This window comes from Chitinophaga lutea, from assembly GCF_003813775.1.
Classification (GTDB): Bacteria; Bacteroidota; Bacteroidia; order Chitinophagales; family Chitinophagaceae; genus Chitinophaga; species Chitinophaga lutea.
This window is the reverse complement of sequence record NZ_RPDH01000001.1, coordinates 377,715-401,829: the sequence shown is the minus strand read 5'-3', so window position 1 is coordinate 401,829 and position 24,115 is coordinate 377,715. Positions and strand designations below refer to the sequence as shown.

Below are 24,115 nucleotides of genomic sequence, written 5' to 3'. Positions count from 1 at the left end.
ATAATGTATGCCGGCTATGAACACAAACAGGATTAAAACTTTTGTCATTAGTCTGAAGCGGCGGACCGACCGCAGGGCTCATATACAGCATGAGTTCGGCCAGGCGCCGGAATTTGATTGTACGATAGTCGATGCCTTTGAGCACGCAGTAGGGGCAAAGGGGCTTTGGCAAACCATACAATATATCCTGAATGAATATGCGGTGCGGGAAGAATTCGTATTGATATGCGAGGATGATCACCAGTTTACCTCGGATTACAACAAGGATTTGCTTTTCGATAGCATAACAATCGCAATGGCAAATAATGCCGATGTATTGAGCGGAGGCGTGAGCTGGTTGAACAGTGCCGTGCAGGTGGATAGACATATTTACTGGATGGAGAAGTTCACCGGGCTGCAGTTTGTCATCATCTTTAAAAAATTCTATGCCGCGATTTTGACTGCAGATTTCAGTGATACAGATGTGGCGGACCATAAAATTAGCTCCCTGGCTATCAGTAAGTATGTGATTCATCCATTTATCTCTACACAAAAGGAATTCGGCTATTCCGATGTTACGTCAAGGAACGCCGTGTTGGGCAGGGTGACGGAACTGTTTGGCAAAAGCATGCAGAACATGCTGGCCGTAAGCGAGGTACAGCGATTTTATGCCGGGCATAGCGGGGATAACAGGCAGGGGGAGCATGTGGACGACGGCTGCTGTATTACGACGTATGTGGTGAACAACGGCTGCGATAACATTGAAAAATATATTCAGGCGCATTTTTCAGACAAGCCCTGTTTTTTACCGGTAGTTGCGGAAACCGGCGTGAGTACGGGGAAGAGTCATTGGCAATCTTTACCCGTGCTGAAGCACATTTTGGCGGATGCCGTGGCGAACGATGAAGACGTTGTCATCATTTGCGACGGGCTGCACCGGTTTACGCCAGCCTATTCATTCCGCTACCTGATGAAGAATATCCTTGACGCGCATGCCCTTGGCGCGGACGTCCTTTTTGGCGGCGCAAATGATTTCGGGCTGTCTGTGCCTATTTCCGCAACCAGGTTTTGGGTAGGAGCAGTCAGGGAACCGAATTTTATTGTTTTTTTCAGGAGCGGGATTTCGAAATTGATGATGATGCCGGATGGTGAGATATCTGCGGAAGAAGGCGTTTTGTCCGGCTTCAGCAGCAATAAGATGATGGTTTGCCCCTTCGTTTCTGCTTCGGAGCCGGATACGGAAAAGCGATTGGCTGATATCAGGAAACGATATGAACGGCATAGCACTGTAAATGGAAATGATCGACTGTCATAAAACGAATTGGATACCCCGTATGATTGCGGGTGTTGAACAGATGGGCTATGAAGTTGTGGCCGGGGAAGGGTATTTCAAGATATATGCCGGTGAAAAGACCCGATGTTGCATTTGCGTTATTTATGAAGGGGGCTGTCTGCGGGAACATATCGGTTTCGGGGAGCCGGGGCATTTCATTGTGCTGGGCAGGCACATCAGACTGGAAGTCTGGGGAGTACCGGAGGAATGGATTTCGAGGTATGAATACCCATTACTGAAAAGAATTGACGATTGCCCCGGAACAGCCGGGAAGGCGTATGCCCGGAAAGTGGTGTATGTTTTGGACGACCTGGAAGATGACCCCGATGGGGATATCAGCCTGTCCGTTATCAGAACATTCAATTGCCTTTCGCACCTTGTTCTGTATTGTGTCGTTCCCCGCACAATGATCCCGCAGCTGAAACAGGCGGCTAATGACCACATCGTGTTCCTGCCGGATAAGGGAAGCTATGATTCGCTGTTGGCCGAGCAGGTTGTTGTGATCGGTTCCGGAAGGGTGGCGGTGGAGGGATTATTGGCGGGGCTACCCGTTGTTGTAATCGGGAGATATGGGTTTGGAGGATTGATGACCGCGGATAACTTGGTTGCTTTTTGCTCAAATCAGTTCTCCGGCCGGCCGGGGGGAATGTTGGGCGAGCGGATTCCGCCGATGCTGCTGGCGCAGGAGATTGGCTATATCCTTGACGTGATGAATACGGGTGAATTAGACGATTTGCTGGCTATTTCCAGAGATGACATCAAACGCTTAAAGGCTTTCTGCCAGGAAGATTGTGTTAAAGCTATTGTGGAAACGATCAGGGAGGTATGCGCAAAGTGCGGGGATATGAATGACGCCGGTGTGCTGACGCTGAAGCCGAGGTTATCGTCATCCATTGCGATTGAAAGGAAAGCGCCGACCCCGGAAGAGGTATTTTGGCTGAGGAATATCCATACAAACAAGGTGCTTTCCGCGTTCGGCGATTTCGAGATGGGACTGCTGGCGCAGTGCAATGGCAGCAGCACGGTGGAAGAGGTGATCGCCGCACTTGGCGATGAATACGATGCGGCGGATTGTGTCGCATTCATGCGGTCTTTATGGGAGTTGCGGGTGCTCAGTTTCAAAAAATAAGTTGGATTGTAAATACGCTGTTCAAATATGCGGTTATTTAATCTGGATTTGCATGCAACGGTGATAAAGGACATCATGGACCTGTTCACTGAAATGGGGCATACGGTAGACCATTGGTCTATTTCATCCCATAGCTGGGTACATGGGCGGGCGGTAGAGGATGTGGATGTTGTCAACCAATACACATGGCGGCATTTGAATGAAAGCATGTGTGAAAGGTTTTATCATCGTTACCGGGATGAATTAAGCGAGTATGATGGATTTGTTGTAACACACACGCCTTCCTTCGCACTGCTTTATGCTGCTTTTAACAAACCGGTAATCGTTGTGGCCTCCACCCGGTACGAGGCCCCTTTTTCGGTAAGCCGCCGGCGGTGGGAGTGGCTGAACAGCGGCCTGCATGCGTTAAGCGCGCGGCAGCTTATTGGCCGGGTGGCCAATAACAGGTACGATCAGCGATATTGCGAGCTGCATACCGGGCTGTCGTGGGCGCATGTGCCAAGTTATTGCGGTCACGTCAATGTACGATGGAGCCCTGGGTATCCTTCCTTTCTGCTGGATAGCAAGATGCCTCCGGTCCGTTTGCGGAACTACAGCCTCGTGCATAAAAAGTCGCTGGGTACTTTTAAATGGACAGACCTGATGAAGTACGCCGGAATTGTTGTTATCCCTTACAACGCTTCTATGATGTCTGTGTTTGAATACTACACGGCCTGCATACCGCTATTCTTCCCGACGGGAAAATTTTGCATAGAACTATACCGGCACTTCCCCGATTTTGGGGTGCTTTCAGAGCTTTCCTGGCTGCAGGTATGGAATGTTGGTGAGCGGGCAGTCCTAAGCACCGGGGAACATGATGCTAACAGGTATATGGAGCCCGGTATTGTTGAGGACTGGATCCGTTATAGCGACTGGTATGACGACGAATGGATGCCCCACATCACCTATTTCGATTCGTTTGCCGACCTGGAGGAAAAGCTTGGATCGGTTGACCTGAAGGCCATTTCTGAAAAGATGCATGTACATAACATAATACGTAAACAAAAGATTGAAGCGCTATGGAAGCAACAGCTCAAAACGCTCATGAGCGCCGGGTGACGAATGCCTGGAATGTCACCCTGTTTTCCTCTCCGTCGGCGGCAGGGTTTGAGGGGCGGCCGGGGTGGTTTGCGGCGGCGGAGTTTGATGGACGGGAAGAATTTTCGCTAAGCTTCCACGAGCCTGGAAAAGAATCGCTTCACTGGCCGGTACTTCGGGAACTGACGCTAAAAGCCAAAGAGCGCGATACCGACCTTTTTTTTATTTGCGGTTCCGCTCATCGCTTTTCGGTAGACTACTCCGCTGGATATCTGGATGCATGCATTCGTGCGGCGGAAAAGAACGGAGCGGATATTTTGCTGGGAGCCGTTAATTGGTTCGAATCCGCCGTTCAGGTGGATGAAAACCTGTTTTGGGTGGATAAATTCCAGGGAATGCAGTTTGTGGCCTTTTTCAGGCGATTCTATGATACGATCTTGCGTGTTGGCACGGAACACCACAAGCGACCGGCGGAACACCTGTTGTCTTCAGTCGCAGCAAACAAACTGTTGCTGTATCCATTCGTGTCGGGTGTTACGGAACGAACATCCGGTCCGGCCCAAGGCCGGTTCTATGCAGATCCAGCCGATCAGCTGGATTTACTTCAGCAAGTGAAAAAGTTTTATTCATTAACCAGGCTCAATAAATGAATCATGGACTTTGACCACATTGTTTTACCCACATATGTCATCAATCTGAAAGAACGTACCGACAGGTATAAACATACGATGGCGCAGTTCAGGGGGAAAACGGAGTTCGATCTGCGCGTACTGGAGGCATGTACCGGAGAAAACGGCCGTATGGCATTGTGGAACAGTATCCTGCGGGTAGTAAAGATGGCCGTTGAGAATGATGACGATGTTATTGTGTTGTGCGAAGATGACCATACGTTCACGTCTTTTTACAACAAAACATACCTGTTTGAAAATATTATCGAAGCAAACGAACAGGGAGCAGAGCTGCTGAATGGAGGAGTTGGAGGGTTCAATCATGCCGTTCCGCTCACGGCGAACAGGTATTGGATGGATTCCTTTTACTGTACGCAGTTTCTGATTCTCTACAAACCGATATTCCCGAAAATACTGCATGCCGTATTTGAAAGCACAGACACCGCCGATGGGATGTTTTCCGTCATAACCAGCCATAAAATGATGTTGTATCCCTTTGTGTCCGTCCAGACCGATTTTGGCTATTCGGATGTAACCGAAAATAACAATCGGGAAAGGGAACTGATAGAATCGTATTTCACCAAAACGGCGGATCGCCTGCGGAAGTACAAAGATGTGTACGACCGTTATCTCAAAGTATGATAGTAAAACGTTAAACATGCAACATAAAGAAGATTGGGCCGCCGATTGGTCTGCTCAATCATTTGACGACCTGAAAAAGATAGCGGAGGGCATAAAGTCATATGACGATTATTCCTATCAATGCAGCACGCATATCACCACCTTGAATGATGTTATTAATATTGCGGGAGTTGAAAGCGTGATTGAGTTCGGTGGCGGATATTGGTCCACTTCATTGCTCCTGGGAAAGTGCGGGGCTGTAACTACCGTTGAGCAGGGGCAGCATGTGCCGGAGGAAGTGAACAATGCATGGGCGGATAAGCTCGGCAAGCTGTACCAGGGCAATCATAAATGGAAATTTATAAAGTCTCCGGGAGCGCATGACTGGAAAAAACTGGAATTCGGCAAATGCGACATGGTGTTTATTGATGGATTTCCCACGGCCAGGCATGAAATACTGCAGTATTTCATAGATAATGACTGCCCGGTAATTGTGGCCCACGATACGGAGCACGATGGTTTTCACTGGTCGGATGTGAATATCAGGGATTACAGGCGGGTGGACTATTGTGGCTGCAAGATAAACAGAACGTCGCTGTGGACAAAAGACAGCAGCCTTATCGGGGAGCTGGTGAAATCGCCGGATTATGTTCTGGTGACTGAAGATATGGCGAATGTTTTCAAAAGCAGTCTGAAGAAAGTTATTTCATTTTCATTATGGGGAAGCGATCCGATGTATTGGGAGGGAGCATTTAAGAACATCGAACTGGCCGGTGTTTTATACCCCGGATGGACTTGCCGTTTTTACGTGGATGCGACTTCCCCGCTCCCGTCCATCAGGATGCTGGGCCAGTCCGATTGCGAAATGATATTGATGGAGCCGTCGGATGAATTTGCCGGTTTGTTCTGGCGGTTTTACGCGGCGGAAGACGCGGACGTGATGATTTGCAGAGATGCTGACTCCAGGCTGTCGGGAAGAGAGGTCGACGCGGTGGAACGCTGGCTTCAAACGGAGAAGTTTTTTCATATCATGCGGGACCATCCGCACCATACCTCGCTGATCATGGGGGGCATGTGGGGCTGCCGGAATATGGAGGGAATACGGGAACTGATCGATCAGTACCAGTACAAGTGTTTGAAAGGGACCGATCAGCTTTTCCTGGCACAGGTCATTTATCCGCAGGTGAAGGGATACGCCGTGATACACGACAGCTACAACCTTTTCGGGGATGGCGTTGATTTTCCGACATCGCGGACCGGCAGCGAATTTGTGGGAAGATCATTTGACCAGCACGATGTTGCCAGATAGCCCGGCAATAAAAACAAAAGAAATATGATGATAAAAGTCCGCGTTACCTGTTTTTGGGAAACCGATGCCAACTATCTCGATACCCTGAGATTGTTTGGAAGGGGCGTGCTGCAGTGGAAGAATATAACGTTCGTAGCAGATGACAGTTACGACCGCCTGATCATACTGACCAGGCCGCACAAAAGTATGGGGGCGTACGACAGCCGGAAGGCCATTGCATTTCTAACGGAGCCGCCGGCTTCATCAAACCGGCATCATAACCTTTGTGCCCGTACCGAAGCGATGTATCTCCCGTTGCCTTTCTGGCCAGCTGTCATATCGGGCGCCGCCGCCAATGGGGGCAACGGGCAGCGGATACGGAAAAGCAGGCTGCTTTCCTGTGTTACGACCGACCTGAACTTCATGGAAGGGCATTTCTACCGGTTGAGGATGGTGGATATGCTGGACCAGCTGATTGAAAGCGGCCTCGACATATGGGGAAAGCAATATGGGAATGTTTTTTTTGAACGCCTGAGAAATTACAGGGGAGAGCTGGAGCAGAAATATGACGGGCTTTGGAAGTACCATTATCATTTCATGAGCGAGAACTCTTTTGAGCTGGGATATTTTACAGAAAAGATCGTGGATCCGATTGTAGCCGAAACCCTGTGTTTCTACGATGGCTGCCTGGATTTGGAGCGGTTTGTGGATGAACGGGCTTTCGTCAGGGTCGATGTAAAAGAAATGTCAGGCTCGGTTGATACCATGCTGAAGATGATACAGGATGGTGCGTATTCCAGGAGGATTAAATATATACGGCAGCAGAAGAAGCGGTTTTTAACCGAATTGAACCCGCTGAACATCATTTGGATGGCGGTGAATGAAAAAGACGTGCTAAAGGAGTGTTTATTGTAAGTGTTTAGGAAATTTAAACCGGATGAAAGAATGAGTTTTCCATTTTACAAGCAGCTGAACGCCATGGATTGCGGCCCGACCTGTCTACGGATGGTGGCGAGGCATTATGGCAGGCACTATAATACAGATACCATACGACAGAAAGCCGGCTTCAGCAAGCAGGGCGTTTCCATGCTGGGGATCAGCGAAACCGCCGAAAAGCTGGGGTTCAGGACCAGGGGCGTACAGATCAGCTACGACAAGCTGCTGACCGTTGCGCCTCCTTCCATACTCCACTGGCGCCAGAATCACTTTGTGGTATTGGTGGCCATGAACAACCGGCGGGTCAGGATTGCCGATCCCGCCAGGGGGGTGATGACTTATTCCAAAAGAGAGTTCCAGACGTATTGGCTGTCCAACACGAATGCCGGTGAAGAAAAAGTAGGCACTGCCCTGTTGCTGGAGCCCTCCGCCACTTTTTACAACGAATCGGGCGAAAAAGAGACCCGGCTCGACTGGAGCATCATCACCAGGTATCTGAAAAGCAGCCGGGGGCAATTAGTGCAGGTGTTTATTTCCCTGCTGATCGGGTTGCTGTTGCAGCTGGTGCTTCCCTTTCTTACGCAGAGCCTGGTCGACACGGGGATCAATACGCGTAATATGCAGTATATCACCATCGTGCTCATTGCCCAGCTCACATTGACCTTCAGCGCCACCGTCATCGAGTTTATCAGAAGCCGCCTGCAGTTACGGGTATCCAATACGGTCAATATATCCATTCTGTCCGATTTCTGGATTAAGCTGACTAGGCTGCCGCTGGCTTATTTCGATTCCCATCATACCGGCGACACTATCCAGCGAATCGGCGACAACAAACAGATCCAGTCTTTTTTGACGGGGCAAACGTTAACGACCATCTTTTCCATTTTCAATTTCCTGATTTACGGCGTCATCCTGATGATGTACAGCGTTCCATTGTTCCTGATTTTTTCCGTCGGGAGCGTCGTGTATTTTTTGTGGATCCGGCTGTTTATGCACATCAGGAGGAAAATCAATTATGAAACCTTTCATGTTTCCGCCAAAGAGAACAATGCCACGCTGCAGCTCATCCAGGGTATGCAGGAAATCAGGCTGAATAACTCCGAGCACCTGAAAAGGTGGGAGTGGGAAAATATACAGGCGAAGATATTCAAGCTCAATTACAGGAATCTCAATTACGCGCAATGGCAATCCGCCGGGGCGTTGTTCATCAACCAGGGGAAAGATATCGTGATCAGCTTTACGGTAGCGCAACTGGTGGTGCAGGGGCAGCTGACATTCGGCGCCATGCTGGCTATCCAGTATATCATAGGGCAGCTAAGCGGTCCGGTGCACCAGTTTATAGGGCTGTTTCAGAATGTGCAGGATGCCAAAATAAGCCTGGAGCGGCTGAACGAAGTGCACAATATGGAAGATGAGGAGCCCGTCGATAAAACCTTTCTCCAGCACCTGCCGGAAAAGCATGATGTGCAGATCAGGGATCTGTCATTTACCTACCCGTCTGCCGGAAACGACCCGGTACTGGAAAAAATAAACCTGTCCATTCCGGCCGGGAAAGTGACGGCGATTGTGGGGGCCAGCGGCAGCGGTAAAACTACGTTGATAAAGCTGCTGTTGAAAGTATACCAGCAATACCAGGGGGACGTTAAGGTGGGGGAAAACAATTTTAAGTACATCAGTCCCTCTTACTGGCGGAAGCAATGCGGCGCCGTGCTGCAGGACGGCTATATTTTTAATGATACGATCGCGCGGAATATCGCCGTCAGCGATGAATATATGGATCACGACAGACTGATCAGGAGCTGCAGGATTGCCAATATCCTTTCGTTCATCGAGTCGCTGCCCAACGGCCTCGATACGCTCCTGGGTGCGGAAGGTGTGGGCGTAAGCCAGGGACAGCGGCAGCGCCTGCTGATAGCGCGGGCCGTATATAAAAATCCCCAGTTTCTATTCTTCGATGAGGCAACGAACGCGCTCGATGCGAATAACGAGAAGATAATTGTGGAAAACCTGGAACGGTTCTTTAATGGAAAAACCGTTGTGGTAGTGGCGCACAGGCTCAGTACGGTGAAGAACGCCGATAAGATCGTGGTGCTGGATAACGGGAAGGTCGTGGAAGAAGGCACACACGCTTCATTGACCGGGATCCGGGGGAAGTATTATGAACTGGTAAAGAATCAGCTGGAATTGGGTATGTAATAAATGAACTGAATATGGCGGAAGAAATTAAATATCATTTTAGCCAGCGGTCGGAAATGGCGCAGGAGATCATCAGCAGAAAGCCGGGGTTTCTGGAGAAATCGGCGTTATATCTTTTTTTAGGTATCCTGGTCATTCTGATATCCAGTACCTGGTTTGTCAAGTATCCCGATATCATCGAGGGGAAAGCCCTGTTGTCAGCCACCAATGCGCCAAAAGAATTGATTATACGGCATGAGGGGCGGCTTACGAAACTGCTGGCCGGGAATAGGAAGCAGGTGGTGAAAAACGAGCTATTGGGCCTGATGGAAAGCACGGCCAGTCATCAGGATGTGCTGCGGCTGTCATCAATGATCGACAAGTGTATTGTTTTGCTTAATGCCAACCGCTTTAAGGAAGCAGCGGGATGCTTTTCCGGCGGTTACGGCAACCTGGGTGAGGCTCGGGACGCATACCGGGAGTTCATCGGCGCCTTGCAGCAGTTTGACGATTATATGGTGAACGGTTTTTATGGCAGAAAGATGGAAATGCTCCGGCAGGATATTGAAACATTGGAGCAGGCCAAAGAGGTTATCCAGCGACAGTTTGAGCTGACGGAGCAGGATATGCTGCTTGCGGAAGAGAGTTTTAACATGAACAGGAACCTTTTTGAGGAAAAGGTGATTGCCAGGGAAGCATTCAGGAACGAGAAAAGCAAATTTGTCAACAAAAAAATGACCGTTTCGCAATTGAGCAGCGCCATCCTTTCCAATATCACGCAGAAGCGGGAAAAGCTGAAGGAAATTGACCAGTTGAAGCATGACCTGGCGCAACAGAAAGCACTTTTTTTGCAAGCTGTGCAGTCATTGCAGAATGTTGTCGACGAATGGAAAAGGAAATACGTAATTGTGGCGCCGATTGACGGAGAGGTTGTATTGAATGTGCCTTTGCAGGAGCAGCAGTTTTTGCAGCAGGGAAAGATGATAGGCTATATTGACCCCGGTCATAGTCACTATTTTGCGGAAGTAAACCTTCCCCAGGCGAATTTTGGCAAAGTGGACACGGGGCAGCAAGTGCAGTTGCGAGTTGCGGCCTATCCATTTCAGGAAGTCGGTTTTTTGCAGGGAACGATCAATTATGTTTCCCGGGTGTCGACAGACAGCGGGTTTGTGGCTACGGTACGGTTGGATAACGGCTTGGTCACGAGTAATAATGTCCCCCTTGCGTATAAATCCGGCCTGAAAGCGGAAGCGATTGTCATAACGAGGAATGTCCGTTTAATGAACAGGCTTGTTAATAATGTCTTCAAGTCTGTGTCGGTGGGAACGAAGTAGGGTGTGCTTCAGGTGGGGGTAGTATATGAGGCGTACGCCACGACGGCAAATCGTACTACGGTTTCGGTTATTCTACCGATATCGTGAATGCGAGCGTACATGCTTATGTAGACGCGTTGAACAAGATTTACTAAGGAGTTATTTTGTCTGTATAAAGCGCTGTTCCGGTTTAGCGGGGCGGCGCTTTTTTTTGTATATTGCTCTCCGAAAGTTGTTTTACCCATTGCTGATAAATCTATACTTATGAACAAAGTCATTTTAACCCTGGCATGCCTTTTTGCCATTTTGTCCGCAAACGCCCAATCCCAGGTAATTACCAACAGCCACGGCAGGAGATACCTCGTCAATAAAGAAATTGAAGGCGTCAGCTCCGAGTCTACGGATGTGACTTATTTGCTCCTTCACAAGGCATATAACGGAACGCTGATGGACGATCATTACGTGATGGGTAAGATCTCCGGACTCAGGGGCGCCACCTGGGCGTGGAACCGCAAATGGACGGTAGAGGTCAATACAGCCACCGCGTATGGTAACACCAGGGGGTCACTTATTTCTTATAATGAGGCTTCCAGCCTCGTGACGCTCGCTTACAACGGCGAACGCTACCTGGCTGCTTCGATTTCTAAAACTTCATCGCTTTCTGCTTTTTCTTTTACGGGGTATGCCCAGAACGAGGCTTTTTTACTTGTGACCGGTGCGCAGGTCAGCAATGTGGAGCAATTTAACAGTTCTGAGGAATTGGTCTTCCATGGCAGAATGACCGTGAAAGGGCAAAGCCCCGCCGGTAGCCTGATGGTAACTGGTCCGGGTGCAGACATCAACGCGGCCAACGCCAACCAGTTGAGCAACGGCCTGGTGGTGATGGCGGAAACGCCTTCCCGTCATGCTACCATGGGCGCGCAACTGGAGTTCGCTATTCCATCGGATGGGGTCGGGAACTTTTGGGGGCAGGGTCGTATCATTACCATCGCTGGTAATTCCAGTCAGTCGAATGCTTCTGGTAAAATGGTGCTGGGCACAAGAAGAGTTTTTGACAAGCAAGGAACCGGTGTTCAATGGTATTACGGAGACGATATCGTTATTGACGCAGTTGGTAACGTAGGCATAGGTACCCTCAACCCCCAGGCGAGGAGACGCATTATTATCCGTTTGGGCTGACGATGGCGGGGATCTCCGAAAAGGCCATGGACAGATCTGAGCAGAACAAATATGGCTATAATGGGAAGGAGCTTCAGAATGGTGAGTTTAGAGATGGTAGTGGCTTGGGATGGTATGATTATGGAGCGAGGATGTATGATCAGCAGATCGGAAGATGGCATGTGACTGACGCAATGGCCGATGTTTATCAAAACCTTACCCCGTACAACTATGCAGCTAATACACCAATCAATGCAATGGATCCAGATGGGAACCTGATTATTTTTGTAAATGGGTTCACGGCAACAAGAAGTGAGCAAGGCTCGGCTAAGTATTGGAGGGAGTATAGAACTGATGTGATATATAGAAGTACCAGAGATATCCTCGGACGATGGAGAGATGAAGAGGCTTCAAGAACAACGGTTATGACGAGCGCATTTGATTTAGAAGTGTCCCGCCAATTGGGGGACGGAAATAGGCACTATGTTCATGGCGGCAACAGCATTTCTTCTGTGGCAAGAACAGGGTATGGATATCGTAAAGGGTACAAAGAAGCCGCAGCTCTTATTGCAAGTTTACATAGAACCAATGGTGTTATAGATGAAACCATAAAAATAATTACCCATAGTATGGGCGGAGCATATGGAAATGGCTATGTAAAAGGGTTGAAACAATACCTTGAAGAAAATCCAGAATTAAAAAAGCAGGTGAAAATTACTTTGATAGCAGACTTTGATCCATTCCAGGCGGGAGAAATTTTTGCTGATCCGTCGATTCTGACAATGCAGTTTAAGCACCAAGGAAGAGGAAAACTCAGGGAAGCGGGCTTTTTAGCGAATCAGGACGAACAAGGGTTAGATAGGAAAAACATTACAACAAATACAAATAATAGTGTAGATCATTCGATTCACTCGTTTTTTTATGACATTTCAAAGCTGGAAGAAGGCACCTATATTTGGGATGGCAAGAATTGGATCAAAAAATAATCGTTATGGTAGATACTAAAATGTTAATTTATGGCTTGTTTTCTTTGTATTGTTTAATATTTTCTTCGTGTGGAGAGTTTCGGTTAAAACAACATACACCAAAGGAGTTTATTAATAATGTAATTGTCACTAGGGCGTTGTATGTCAAAGACAGTACACAAATACAGGATACATTAATAAATTATCTCAAAGAACATAGACATTCATTTTATTCCAAGGAATATTTTGATTTGACGCAAATAATAATTGATACGATTATTCATAATGATTCGTGCAATAAATTTATTGTTTTTGTTATAACTAAAAATCCGACCTACAGGCAGCGTAATCCAATCAACGAAAGTAATTGGTATTACGATGCAACTTCTTATATCGGAATTAGAAATAAAGAAAATATTCATCTAGCTTGGATTGGACCCAACTTTAGTAACGCTAAAGATCAATCAGAGTTATCAAGTACTATTAGAAGTGCTTATTTTACTGAGTTTGCAACGTCTGATACCATTGGAGGTGGAATGTATAAATACAATATGAATGATTCTAGATTCTGGGGGGCACCTATTTGGAGAAAAGTAGGTGATATTGGAGGAGGCGGTCATTAGAGGAGGGATATATAACTCCAGCTTTTGATGGATTCTTTAAGACTAGGAAACTTCGCTATTAAATCATTAATGAAATTTATATCGCGCTCGAGTTCAGATTGACTGCGGAGGAGTTGGCGGACTGGTGTAAACTTTGGTTACGGGAACAAAAGGTTTAGTAGAGAAGCCAAAACCTGGGACCCCGGGAGCATTGACAGTTATTGATCAAGTTAGTAATGTGGTAAGCACGTTTGAAGATGGGACGAATACAAGAAATAAAGTAAGAGAGCTTGGTGAGGGAGAGCAGAAAAAGAAGGAAAAAAATGGGAGGGGAGAGTAAGAGAATTAAATAACTGCAATTATCAACACAAACCAATAAAATGAGAACGGAGATTATTGGAGTTGAAGAAAGCAATAAGAGTTTTTTTACTCGGTTTTGGCGCGCTACACATGTGTTTATATTATTATTTTTGTTCCTTGGTTTATATCTTTTGGTGGATTCCGGGCCGACGTCGTACACGCTGATTTTTATAGGTAGTATGTTCGTGTTAGTTGGTTTGTATGGGGTGAGAGTGTCTGCTAACATATTATATAAAATTTATTTAAATGATGAGCAGAATATAGAAATTGAAACATTGCATTTTAATAAGATAAAGAAAATTGTACGCAATAGGAAGGATGTAAAGGTGAAGGTTATTCAAGATGCGACAGCAAGATATATTATAGACATGATACGCATTGATGTAGATAAAAGAACGTATTTTACTCAAAAACAATTTAAGCCATGGTCAAGAGAGAGGATTCAATGGGTGAAGGATATTGTGGAGCAAGGAATCCTGTAATACAATTGACGATGCTTGGATGCGAAATTCTTCTTTCCTTAATTTGTGAATTAAAATCCTGTTTTGAAAGTATATTACTACTTAAGACAACTAAAAAAATAGAATGGATAAAGGTGTTTTCTGGAAGATTAAGTCAAATGCATTTTTCCTTCTTTATATGTTTTCTTTGCTTTGTAGTGCATGCGAGAAGCGGAGTTGTCCGAAAAATGCTATAGTTGTTGGAGCACGGTACCTCAATGGAGATAGTGTTCTAAACGAGAAGTCATACTTTATTTTTTATGATTCTACGCAACTTGATTATTTGGACGGGCGATTGGTTGCCAAGTACGATATTAGATGGAATGGCTGTTCCAGTTACTCATTGATAATTAAAAGTTTGGAGAACCCCGGTTTATTAAATGTAGGGGACACTTTGAATATATCCATTCTATCCAATACTAATGATACTTTTCATTATCTCATGAGATTTAAGGAGCGAAAAGCTGTAGCCTATTTTCTAAAGAAACAAAAATAGTAGATAAGTAGTATAATGCAGTTTAAAAAAGGAATAGCTTTGCACAGAAGCAATGTGGCGTTTGGACACGTAGAAGAATTCAGAATGTGTCTGAGCTACTTGCGAATAAAATAATTCCGGCTGTTCCCGTATTGATCTGCGCGATTTCTTGCATAAACCACCCTGCCTGAAAAGACGCCATTAAAAACAGGAAAAAGACGTTTGTTTTCCCGCCGCTAAAATAGATGGATAACATTTTACCCCTATCCATAGCCGGAGTGGCTTCCCTGCCAAGCACCGCTTTATTCAAAAAAACTGACTCATTTCCCACCCAAACCCCTTAATTTTACCCCAGCAAAAGTTACATGGACATGACCACCCAACCCACTACCATAGACAGCCGCAAATGCCAGACGCTCGACGACTTCTACGCCACCGTCGCCAAAGTCCTCGCATTCCCCCCGCACTTCGGTAAAAACCTCGACGCGCTCTCCGATTGCCTCTGCGATCTGAAAAGCGACAGCAAAATCGAAATCACCGATTTCGACTTTTTCCTCCTCGAGGAATCGGACACCACCCGCAACAAAGTGCTCGATGTATTGCAGGATGCGGCTTCGCGTAACGGCCTCAATGTAGTGGTGAGCTAGATAAAATGAGAAGAAAGAAAAAGTCCCGGTGCAACCACCGGGACTTTTTTATAGCCCGTCACTTATTCAGCGCCGGGTATCATATGCATAAAAGACGCCGGTCCAATACCAGGACTTTTATGTAGAAAATCACTTCCGCTTCTGGAGCTCCGCCAGCTTCTTCGCCAGCTTCTTCCGGTCCTTCATATAAGGCGCCAGGTCGAACACCTCCACTTTCCGGTATTCCACCGGGTGGCTCTCGCTCTGCAGCGAAATGGAGCCTTCAGACAACAGCTGTCCGTCTTTCTTAAGCGCAGGGTCGTGGCCGGATACGCTGCCGCCGCCGATCTGGGGCTTTTCGTACACCAGCACCGTATCTTTCTCCACGATGTGTTTGATGATGGAATCGCCGAGCACCAGTATTTCCGCGCGTACCCATACGTCGCCGCGGTAGGTTTGCGATTTTGAATCGATGCAGTGGGCGGTGATGAGTTTGTTGTTCATCACCACGTTGGTGCCGGGCGTGCACAGGTTGGCCGTGGTACGGTTGCCGGTTTCCCTGCCGCCGAGCAGCTGCACTTCGATGGAGATGGGGAAGTCCTGGTCTTTTCCCATCGTGGCGGCGGGCTGGCCGTGGATCATGGCGCCGCTGTTGCGCCAGGCCCAACCGGGGCCGCCTTTTACCTGTTCGCCCACAAAGCGGTACTCCATCACCAGCAGGTAGGCGGAGAATTTTTTCTTGTGGAAAATGTGACCATACTTTTCGTCGAACGCGGTGTATTGGTCGTACGACACGGTCAGCTTCCCGTCTTTCACACGGAAGGTGTTGCCGTAGTTGTCGTCGAGATCGTAGCCTCTGATTTTGACGTTCCAGTCTTTCAGGTCTTTCCCGTTAAAAAGCTGGTACCATCCGTTTTTGGATTGCTGGGCTGTGCTGATACCGCAGATCAGTGCGAGTGCTGCGGTCATCAGAAATTTCATTTTTACCATAGACGAGTAGCGAATTAGGCTGTTAAACTATAAAAATTACTTCAACTCCTCAAACCCGATATCCATCAGCGGAAAACGGGCGGCGTCTTTCAGGGCGTAATGCCACCACTCCGTTTCAAGGGCCACAAAGCCATGGGCTTCCATGAGGGTGCGCAGCAGGGTGCGGTTCTCGATCACTTCAGCGTCGAGGTCCATATAGTCGTGGTGGGCTTTTTCGGTAAAATCGTCGTACGGCGTGGGCATGGGTAGCTCTTTGCCGGTTTTGAGGTAAATGAGCGTCAGGTCTACCGCCACGCCCCGGTTATGGCCCGAGCCGGTTTTCGGGTTGGCGGCGTACCGGTCGTCCGGCACAATTTCCCACATCTTTTCCGTGACCCGGTAGGGGCGGTAACCGTCGAATATCTTCAGCCCCAGGCCGATGGGCTCCAGGTATTCCTGCAACCGCAGCAGGGCTTCGTAGGCCGGCTGCCGGAGCCATACGGCCGCGAAGGGGTAGAGCGCCGTTTTGGTGAAATTATCCTTGGTGGCGTACCGCACGTCGATCGCGATGTTGTTGACCCGCACGAGCCGCATCTCGCTGTTGGCCTTCACCTGTTGCTCGTACAAAGGCACGGAACTGATCACCGGGAGGCCGTATTTGTTCAGGGGGATTTCCTGGGCCGGGAGCATGGCCGGCCACAAAAGCAGGCAGAGGATGAATATGTTTTTCACAAAAATCGATTTAGACTGTCTTAAAAATAGGCAAGAAAGTACAAATTGTAGCTAAAAAAGAATTGCAATTACCCTTATAATTGAGGTATTTTAGAACCCTTAAATTATTACGAAGATGAGTTTTTTCCGATTAGATGGAAAAGTGGCCGTTGTAACCGGCGGCGGAAGCGGGATTGGGCAGGCGGTGGCGAAGGTGCTGGCGGCCAGCGGCGCGGATGTGCACGTGCTGGAACTGAATGAGGAAGCAGGGCAGGGCACCGTGAACGAGATTACCGCCGCGGGCGGCAAAGGGCAGGTGCACGGTTGCAACGTGGCAGACCAGGCGGCTGTAGTGGCCGTGATGCAGAAAGTGGTGGCCACCAGCGGGCAGCTCAACATCCTGGTCAACTGCGCGGGCATCGCCCACGTAGGCAAACTGGAAACCACTACCGAGGCGGACCTCGACCGGATATACGCCGTGAACGTAAAAGGGACGTACAACTGCATGTTCGCGGCCATCGAGCCGATGAAAAAACAGGGCGGCGGCGTGATCCTCAATATCGCGTCCATCGCGTCCAGCGTGGGCATCCCGGACCGTTTCGCCTACTCCATGAGCAAAGGCGCGGTGCTGACCATGACCCTGTCGGCCGCGAAAGATTACCTGGCGAGCAATATCCGCGTCAACTGCGTATCGCCTGCCAGGGTACATACCCCGTTCGTAGACGGGTTCATCGCTAAAAATTATCCCGGCCAAGAAGCCGAAATGTTTGATAAATTGTCGAAAACACAGCCCATCGGCCGTATGGCCAAACCGGAAGAAATCGGCTACCTGGCGCTTTACCTGTGCTCGGACGAAGCAGGCTTCATTACCGGTTGCGATTACCCGATCGACGGCGGATTTATTAAACTGAACAACTGATGAAGGTACACTATGCCGCCATGGCCCTGTTGCTGGCTTTCACCGCCTGCAACAACAAAGGCGCCAAAACAGGCGATGCCGCCACTACCACGGATGAAGAAGCGCCCCTGCAGCCCGCCAGGCCGGCAGGCACCATGGAGGTGAGCATCAAAGACAGGGACAAGGATACTTCCAGCGTTACATTCACTTTCAGCATCGATTCCATCCGCTACGAAAGAACGTATAAAGACCTGCCGCTCGTGAAAGGTTTCCCGGATACCACCATCTACCGTGTATTCTGGGACGAGCCCAACAGCGTGTGGATTGGTTTCATCAAACCGAACCGCGACACCCGGTATTACCACGCCTCGCAGGACGGCCGGCAGCTGAAGGTACTGTGGGTGCCCTCGCCGCCGAGAAAAATTTACACCTACATGGAAAAAACGCTGGGCCTCGGCGACGTTATCCGCCAGCAGCCCAGGGTCAGCCGCCACGAAAAGAATATCCAGAGCGGGCTGATCCTCGACAAATTCACCGTGGCCCTCAAGCCCGGCGCGAATAAATCGGCGGCCAATGTATATATGAAGTTCGGCGGCGTTGAGCGAAACCTCCAAATGGAAGTGCCTGAAGGTGGCAAACCATACATCCAGGCGTATGCCGACGATTATGTGATCGTGGGCGTGGAACTGGGCGGCGAGCTGGAAGAGTATTACGAGATCAAGGTAGTGAACGGCCGCATCGGCTATAAACAATTGCAAACAGTTATAAAATAATAAAGGATATGAAACTTATCAGGTTTGGATTACCGGGAGCAGAAAAACCGGGTGTGGTAACAGCAGCGGGCATGTTCGACGTGTCCGCCTTCGGAGAAGATTTCGGCGAACGTTTCCTGGAAACGGACGGCCTCAACCGCCTCGCCAAATGGTGGGATGCCAACGGCGACAAATGTCCCCGCGTAGCAGACGGTACGAGACTGGGCGCTCCTTTGACGCGGCCTTCCAAGATCATCTGCATCGGCCTCAACTATGCCGACCATGCCCGCGAAACCGGCGCCGCCATTCCGAAAGAGCCCATCGTGTTTTTTAAATCCACCTCTTCCCTGGTAGGCCCGAACGACGACCTCGTGATTCCCCGCAACAGCGTGAAAACCGACTGGGAAGTGGAACTGGCCGTGATCATCGGTAAAAAAGCCAGCTATGTAGACGAGAAGGACGCCATGGATTATGTGGCCGGCTACGCGCTGCACAACGACTACAGCGAACGTGAATTCCAGCTCGAAAGAGGCGGTCAGTGGGTGAAAGGCAAGAGCAACGATACCTTCGCGCCGCTGGGCCCCTGGCTGGTAACGAAAGACGAGATCGCGGATATCAATAACGTACGCCTCTGGCTCACCGTGAACGGTAAAAAGATGCAGGACGGCAACACGTCCAACCTCATCTTCAACGTGCCTTTCATCGTGTCTTATCTCAGCCAGTTCATGACGCTCATCCCGGGCGACGTGATCTCTACCGGTACGCCCGCAGGCGTCGGCCTGGGCTTCAACCCGCAGATCTTCCTGAAAGCAGGCGATGTGGTGGAACTGGGCATCGATGGACTGGGCACTTCCAAACAAACCGCCGTAGCCTGGCAAAAATAACCGAGCATGAAAAGATATTGTTACACGCTCGATCTGAAAGACGACCCGGCCTCCATTGCGGAATACGAAAAGATCCACAAAAGCATCTGGCCGGAAATCCACAAAAGCATCACGGACGCGGGCATTACGGTGATGGACATTTACCGCACCGGTAACCGCATGTTCATGATCATGGAAGTGGACGACAGTTTTTCATTCGAAACAAAAGCGGCCATGGACGCCGCCAATCCCATTGTACAGAAGTGGGAAGCATTCATGTGGACATTCCAGCAACCCATCCCCACGGCCAAACCCGGCGAAAAGTGGGTACTGATGGACAAGATTTTTACGTTATGATCATAGACGCACACCAGCATTTCTGGCATTATTTCCCCGAACGGGATACCTGGATGACCGACGAGGTGCTCCAGAAAGATTACCTGCCCGCCGACCTGGCGCCGGTACTGGCCGCCAACGGGGTCGACGGCTGCGTGGCCGTACAGGCCGACCAGAGTGAGCGCGAAACGCAGTTCCTGTTACAGCTCGCCAATGAGAACGATTTCATCAAAGGCGTGGTGGGATGGGTAGACCTGAAAAGCCCGCGCGTGGCGGAGCGGCTGGAATATTTTTCGCAGTTCCCGCTGCTGAAAGGTTTCCGGCACATCGTGCAGGGAGAGCCCGACAAGGAGTTTCTCCTCCGCAACGATTTCTGCCGCGGCATCGCCAACCTGCAACAGTTCAAGTTCACCTACGATATTCTCATCTACCCGCATCAGCTGCCCGCCGCGGTGGCTTTTGCGAAGAAGTTCCCCGATCAGCCTTTCGTGCTCGACCACCTGGCCAAGCCCGATTTCGAGACCGGCGAACTGAAAGGGTGGGAGCAGCACATCCGGGCGCTGGCCGAACTGCCCAATGTATGGTGCAAGCTCAGCGGCATGGTGACGGAAGCGGACCATCAAAATTGGCAGCAGGACGACTTTACGCCCTTCCTCGATGTGGCGCTCGAAGCGTTCGGCGCAGGCAGGCTGATGTTCGGGTCCGACTGGCCCGTGTGCCTGATTGCGGCGGATTATCCGCCGATGAAGAAAATCGTGACGGACTACATTGCCCGCCTCTCCGCCAGTGAACAGGCGCAGATCATGGGCGGCAGTGCGGCGGCATTTTATCAATTATAATTAAACAGTACATCAAAATGAATCTCGGATTACAGGATAAGGTGGTGATCGTGACCGGCGGCGCCAAAGGCATCGGTGAGGCGGTAGCGAAACTGATCGCGGCAGAAGGAGGCGTGGCCATCATTGCCGGCCGTAAAGAAGCCGACAACGAAAAGGCGGTAGACGCCATCCGCCAGGCCGGCGGCAAAGCCTTCGGCATACAGGCGGAACTGGGTAATGTGGAAGATTGTAAAAAAGTGATCGACCTCACGGTAAAAGAATACGGACGGATAGACGGGCTGATCAACAACGCCGGCGCCAACGACGGCGTGGGCCTCGAAAACGGCAGCCCCGAAAAGTTCATGGCGTCGCTGCAGAATAACCTGTCGCACTACTACAACCTCGCGCACTACGCCTTGCCTTACCTGAAAGCCACGAAAGGAAATATCGTGAACATCGGCTCCAAAGTGGCCACCACCGGGCAGGGCAACACCTCCGGCTACGCCGCTTCCAAAGGCGCCATCAACGCGCTCACCCGTGAATGGGCGGTGGAACTGCTGCCGTATTCCGTAAGGGTGAACACGGTGATCCCCGCCGAAGTGTGGACGCCGCTGTACGAAACCTGGATCAATTCCCTGCCCAACCCGCAGGAAAAACTCCAGTCGATCGTATCCAAAATCCCGCTTGAAAAACGCATGACCACTTCCGAAGAGATCGCGGCCATGACGGTGTTCCTGCTCAGCGGCCTGTCCGCCCACACCACCGGGCAAATTGTGTATGTGGATGGCGGGTATACGCACCTCGACCGTTCTATCAGTTAAACAACAACGCTTGCATCTGAATTCCACTGATAATTATTCACTTTAAACGCAATTGCATATGGCGGGCGGCGCAGCTACCACAACCACTTATACATCCACCGGCACAAAAAACGGTCAGAAGTATTTATTTCCCTTCATACTCGTAACCAGCCTGTTCTTCATGTGGGGCCTGGCTTACGGCCTGCTCGACGTGTTGAACAAACACTTCCAGGAGGCGCTGAATATCGATAAAGCCCGTTCCACCCTTTTACAGGGCGCTTATTTCGGTGCTTATTTCATTATGGCGCTGCCGGCAGGTTACTTCATGAAGAAGTACAGCTACAAATCGGGTATCATTTTCGGCCTCCTGTTATATGCAGCCGGCGCCGCTTTATTTTACCCTTCCGCTCACTACGCGAATTTCGATGCCTTCCTTGTTGCATTATTCGTGCTGGCATCCGGCCTCGCGTTCCTTGAAACAGCAGCCAACCCGTATGTAACGGTGTTGGGCGAACCGTCGAAGTCAGAATTCCGGCTCAACCTTTCGCAGTGTTTTAACGGGCTAGGCTCCTTTCTCGGGCCGCTGATCGCTTCAAGACTGTTTTTCGGGGGAGAAGAGGGCGCCGCAGCAAGTGGCGGCGGAAAAGACCTGTCTTCCGTTCAGCTTGTTTACATCGTGATGGCGGCAGTCGTACTGCTGATCGCATTTCTGTTCTATCGCACACGCCTCCCGGAAATTACGGTGGAGGAAGATGCGGTGGTGGCAAAAGGCGGTTCAGGCAAAGGATTGTTCGCGCATCGTCACTTTGTATGGGGTGTGGTTGCACAGTTCTTTTATGTGGCGGCGCAGGTAGGTATCGGCGCACTGTTCATCAACTACGTGGTGGAATACCTGCCGGGTGCAACCAGCGCCAAAGGTTCCGTCATGTTTGGCGTTGCGCTCGGCCTCTTCACGATCGGGCGTTTTGTGGGCACGGCATTGATGCGCAAAATTGCACCGAATACGCTGCTGGCAATTTACGCGGCTATCAATATCGCCCTGTGCGGTCTTGTAATGAGCGGCCAGGGAGCGGCTTCCATTTACGGGCTTACCATCACGTTCTTCTTCATGTCCATCATGTTCCCGACTATTTTTGCACTGGCGGTGAAGGATCTTGGACAGCATACCAAAGAAGGGTCATCGTATCTGATCATGTCGATCGTGGGTGGCGCACTCGTGCCATACGTAATGGGCCTGGTAGCCGAACATGAATCAACCGCCATCTCGTTTGTGGTGCCGTTGGTCTGCTTCGTAGTGGTGTTCTTCTACGGATGGAAGGGCTCCAAACTGAAATAACATACTTCAGGTATATCGAAAGCAGGCGTTCCCTTGGGAGCGCCTGCTTTCCTTTTTGGCCGGTTCTTTATATCAACCGGTTTGTTCCCTCATTTTTTTACCTATCATCACCCTATATACTTCCTTCCTTAAATAGAAGGGAGTATATAGGGTGCAAATAGGGCGTATATAGGAAGTATATAGGGCGTATATATACTGAAACACAATATCAGTAACGGTTTCAGACAAAGTCAGATCCAAGGGTGGTCTGATCCTGATACAGGTTTACCCCTTGGTTAGAAAATCCTGTTATCGGTAGTCCCTTTTGGCGCGATTGTCCTGAACGGGGTTGACAGGGATGCCGAAAGACTGAATTATGTCATTGATTTACAGTTGTTTGTTTTCCGGTGAAATCTTGAGCGCCCGACTTTCGATAAAACCATTCGCGCCGGTTTTTGAAAAAATCTGTCCTATTCGGTCATTGAATTTCCGCAAACCAGTTAGTGTCTCCTTTTGAAAATAGCACCCTGTCCCGCCATCGAATTCCGGCAAACCTGTTAGTGCCGGCATGCGGAGCATAAGGATGCCTGCTCCTCCGCAAAACCGGATTGTTCCACCGCCGTTTATGCCCTGTTTTTCGTACCTTCCATCGTAGAAACCTCCCTTTATGAAGCTGCAAGCCCGCCTGTTTTTTGCCCTTTGCATCGTTTTTATGGCCTGTAAAAAGGAAAAACAGGAACAGGGCACCCTGCTGATCACCTTCAACAACGTGGTGAACGGCGCTTCCCTCAGCCTCAATACCTCCAGCTACACCAATTCCGCCGGGGAGGCGTTTACCGTCAGCACGTTCAAATACTACATCAGCAATATCACCCTCACCCGGCTCGATAACAGCCAGTTACAGCTGCCGGACGGCTATTATCTCGTTGACGAGAGCAAACCCGCCAGCAAAACCATCCGGATTCCGGCCCCTAAGGGCGAATACAGGGGTTTTTCCTTCCTGGTGGGGGTAGATAGCACCCGGAACGTCAGCGGGGCGCAAACGGACGCATTGGACCCCGTACATGGCATGTTCTGGAGCTGGAACAGCGGGTACATCATGGCCAGGATGGAAGGCACCTCGCCGGCTTCGGGCGCGGCGGGCCAGGCCCTCACGTTCCATATCGGCGGGTTCAAGGGGCCATACAACGCTGTGCGGCGGGTAACGCTGGTGAGCCCCATCAGCCTCACCGTGAACGCCGAGCGCAAACCGGAAGTAACCGTCAAAGCCGATCTCTATACCTGGTTCAGCAATCCTTTCCAGGTGAAGTTCCAGCAAACGTCCACCATTCACGTACCGGGGAAAGATGCCTGGAGAATTTCGGAGAATTATAGCAACATGTTCCGCATTACCGACGTAACAGACCTGTGATACGTTATTGCATATATGCCGCCTGCGTATTTCTGCT

The 24,115-nt window shown here is 49.7% G+C and carries 24 protein-coding genes and 1 pseudogene; 23 read left to right on the top strand and 2 right to left on the bottom strand.

The window, feature by feature from the left end:
- Positions 1-16 precede the first annotated feature (16 nt).
- The 15 genes and pseudogenes from EGT74_RS01540 to EGT74_RS01470 all read left to right on the top strand — a co-directional run bounded on the left by EGT74_RS01540 (position 17) and on the right by EGT74_RS01470 (position 15,226).
- Positions 17-1,294: a glycosyltransferase family 25 protein gene (locus tag EGT74_RS01540; RefSeq protein WP_123844776.1), complete on the top strand. Its 1,278-nt coding sequence runs from the start codon at positions 17-19 to the stop codon at positions 1,292-1,294.
- Positions 1,272-2,441 carry a PqqD family protein gene (locus EGT74_RS01535; RefSeq protein WP_123844775.1) on the top strand — a complete coding sequence of 390 codons (1,170 nt, stop codon included), beginning with the start codon at positions 1,272-1,274 and terminating at the stop codon, positions 2,439-2,441. The genes EGT74_RS01540 and EGT74_RS01535 overlap by 23 nt, the downstream gene beginning before the upstream one ends.
- 75 nt (positions 2,442-2,516) lie before the next feature.
- The gene (locus tag EGT74_RS01530) at positions 2,517-3,539 is read left to right on the top strand and encodes an L-asparaginase family protein (protein ID WP_123844774.1); all 1,023 of its coding nucleotides are present in this window, start codon (positions 2,517-2,519) and stop codon (positions 3,537-3,539) included.
- On the top strand, positions 3,500-4,168 hold the full coding sequence (locus EGT74_RS01525) for a hypothetical protein (protein WP_123844773.1): 669 nt from the start codon (positions 3,500-3,502) through the stop codon (positions 4,166-4,168). Before EGT74_RS01530 ends, EGT74_RS01525 begins: the two co-directional genes overlap by 40 nt.
- A gap of 3 nt (positions 4,169-4,171) precedes the next feature.
- Positions 4,172-4,828 (top strand): glycosyltransferase family 25 protein, encoded by a 657-nt coding sequence (locus tag EGT74_RS01520; protein ID WP_123844772.1) that lies wholly within the window; start codon positions 4,172-4,174, stop codon positions 4,826-4,828.
- A 16-nt stretch (positions 4,829-4,844) separates the two neighbouring features.
- A complete protein-coding gene (locus EGT74_RS01515) occupies positions 4,845-6,116 on the top strand; it encodes a hypothetical protein (RefSeq protein WP_123844771.1) in 1,272 nt (423 codons plus the stop codon).
- Positions 6,117-6,140: 24 nt separating this feature from the next.
- The gene (locus tag EGT74_RS01510; protein ID WP_123844770.1) at positions 6,141-7,010 is read left to right on the top strand and encodes a hypothetical protein; all 870 of its coding nucleotides are present in this window, start codon (positions 6,141-6,143) and stop codon (positions 7,008-7,010) included.
- A gap of 30 nt (positions 7,011-7,040) precedes the next feature.
- Positions 7,041-9,227 carry a peptidase domain-containing ABC transporter gene (locus tag EGT74_RS01505; protein ID WP_123844768.1) on the top strand — a complete coding sequence of 729 codons (2,187 nt, stop codon included), beginning with the start codon at positions 7,041-7,043 and terminating at the stop codon, positions 9,225-9,227.
- A gap of 14 nt (positions 9,228-9,241) precedes the next feature.
- A complete protein-coding gene (locus tag EGT74_RS01500; RefSeq protein ID WP_123844766.1) occupies positions 9,242-10,540 on the top strand; it encodes an HlyD family secretion protein in 1,299 nt (432 codons plus the stop codon).
- Between the two features lie 44 nt (positions 10,541-10,584).
- A pseudogene (locus tag EGT74_RS27315) lies at positions 10,585-10,674 on the top strand (alpha-isopropylmalate synthase regulatory domain-containing protein); the annotation flags it as partial.
- 109 nt (positions 10,675-10,783) lie between these two features.
- Positions 10,784-11,698 carry a hypothetical protein gene (locus EGT74_RS01490; protein WP_123844765.1) on the top strand — a complete coding sequence of 305 codons (915 nt, stop codon included), beginning with the start codon at positions 10,784-10,786 and terminating at the stop codon, positions 11,696-11,698.
- A 26-nt stretch (positions 11,699-11,724) separates the two neighbouring features.
- Positions 11,725-12,663 (top strand): RHS repeat-associated core domain-containing protein, encoded by a 939-nt coding sequence (locus tag EGT74_RS01485; protein ID WP_246008100.1) that lies wholly within the window; start codon positions 11,725-11,727, stop codon positions 12,661-12,663.
- Positions 12,664-12,668: 5 nt separating this feature from the next.
- On the top strand, positions 12,669-13,265 hold the full coding sequence (locus EGT74_RS01480) for a hypothetical protein (RefSeq protein WP_123844762.1): 597 nt from the start codon (positions 12,669-12,671) through the stop codon (positions 13,263-13,265).
- A 359-nt stretch (positions 13,266-13,624) separates the two neighbouring features.
- Positions 13,625-14,086, top strand: coding sequence for a hypothetical protein (locus EGT74_RS01475; protein ID WP_123844760.1), 462 nt, complete (start codon positions 13,625-13,627; stop codon positions 14,084-14,086).
- A gap of 864 nt (positions 14,087-14,950) precedes the next feature.
- Positions 14,951-15,226 carry a barstar family protein gene (locus EGT74_RS01470; protein ID WP_158617954.1) on the top strand — a complete coding sequence of 92 codons (276 nt, stop codon included), beginning with the start codon at positions 14,951-14,953 and terminating at the stop codon, positions 15,224-15,226.
- A 129-nt stretch (positions 15,227-15,355) separates the two neighbouring features.
- On the opposite strand, the gene EGT74_RS01465 is transcribed toward EGT74_RS01470, so the two are convergent.
- Both EGT74_RS01465 and EGT74_RS01460 read right to left on the bottom strand, forming a co-directional pair.
- Positions 15,356-16,174 carry a 3-keto-disaccharide hydrolase gene (locus EGT74_RS01465; protein ID WP_246008099.1) on the bottom strand — a complete coding sequence of 273 codons (819 nt, stop codon included), beginning with the start codon at positions 16,172-16,174 and terminating at the stop codon, positions 15,356-15,358.
- 57 nt (positions 16,175-16,231) lie between these two features.
- On the bottom strand, positions 16,232-16,906 hold the full coding sequence (locus EGT74_RS01460; RefSeq protein ID WP_123844756.1) for a M15 family metallopeptidase: 675 nt from the start codon (positions 16,904-16,906) through the stop codon (positions 16,232-16,234).
- A 115-nt stretch (positions 16,907-17,021) separates the two neighbouring features.
- On the opposite strand from EGT74_RS01460, the gene EGT74_RS01455 reads away from it, so the two are divergent.
- From EGT74_RS01455 to EGT74_RS01420, 8 genes are all read left to right on the top strand, one after another.
- Complete coding sequence (locus EGT74_RS01455) at positions 17,022-17,804, top strand: SDR family NAD(P)-dependent oxidoreductase (RefSeq protein WP_123844754.1); 783 nt, start codon at positions 17,022-17,024, stop codon at positions 17,802-17,804.
- A complete protein-coding gene (locus EGT74_RS01450) occupies positions 17,804-18,556 on the top strand; it encodes a hypothetical protein (RefSeq protein ID WP_123844752.1) in 753 nt (250 codons plus the stop codon). Before EGT74_RS01455 ends, EGT74_RS01450 begins: the two co-directional genes overlap by 1 nt.
- 8 nt (positions 18,557-18,564) lie before the next feature.
- Positions 18,565-19,419, top strand: coding sequence for a fumarylacetoacetate hydrolase family protein (locus EGT74_RS01445; protein WP_123844751.1), 855 nt, complete (start codon positions 18,565-18,567; stop codon positions 19,417-19,419).
- A gap of 6 nt (positions 19,420-19,425) precedes the next feature.
- The gene (locus EGT74_RS01440; RefSeq protein WP_123844749.1) at positions 19,426-19,755 is read left to right on the top strand and encodes an L-rhamnose mutarotase; all 330 of its coding nucleotides are present in this window, start codon (positions 19,426-19,428) and stop codon (positions 19,753-19,755) included.
- Positions 19,752-20,573: an amidohydrolase family protein gene (locus tag EGT74_RS01435; RefSeq protein ID WP_123844747.1), complete on the top strand. Its 822-nt coding sequence runs from the start codon at positions 19,752-19,754 to the stop codon at positions 20,571-20,573. The genes EGT74_RS01440 and EGT74_RS01435 overlap by 4 nt, the downstream gene beginning before the upstream one ends.
- Positions 20,574-20,590: 17 nt before the next feature.
- The gene (locus EGT74_RS01430) at positions 20,591-21,373 is read left to right on the top strand and encodes an L-fucose dehydrogenase (protein ID WP_123844745.1); all 783 of its coding nucleotides are present in this window, start codon (positions 20,591-20,593) and stop codon (positions 21,371-21,373) included.
- A gap of 58 nt (positions 21,374-21,431) precedes the next feature.
- Complete coding sequence (fucP, locus tag EGT74_RS01425; protein WP_123844744.1) at positions 21,432-22,688, top strand: L-fucose:H+ symporter permease; 1,257 nt, start codon at positions 21,432-21,434, stop codon at positions 22,686-22,688.
- 646 nt (positions 22,689-23,334) lie between these two features.
- On the top strand, positions 23,335-24,078 hold the full coding sequence (locus tag EGT74_RS01420) for an MbnP family protein (protein ID WP_123844742.1): 744 nt from the start codon (positions 23,335-23,337) through the stop codon (positions 24,076-24,078).
- Positions 24,079-24,115 lie beyond the last annotated feature (37 nt).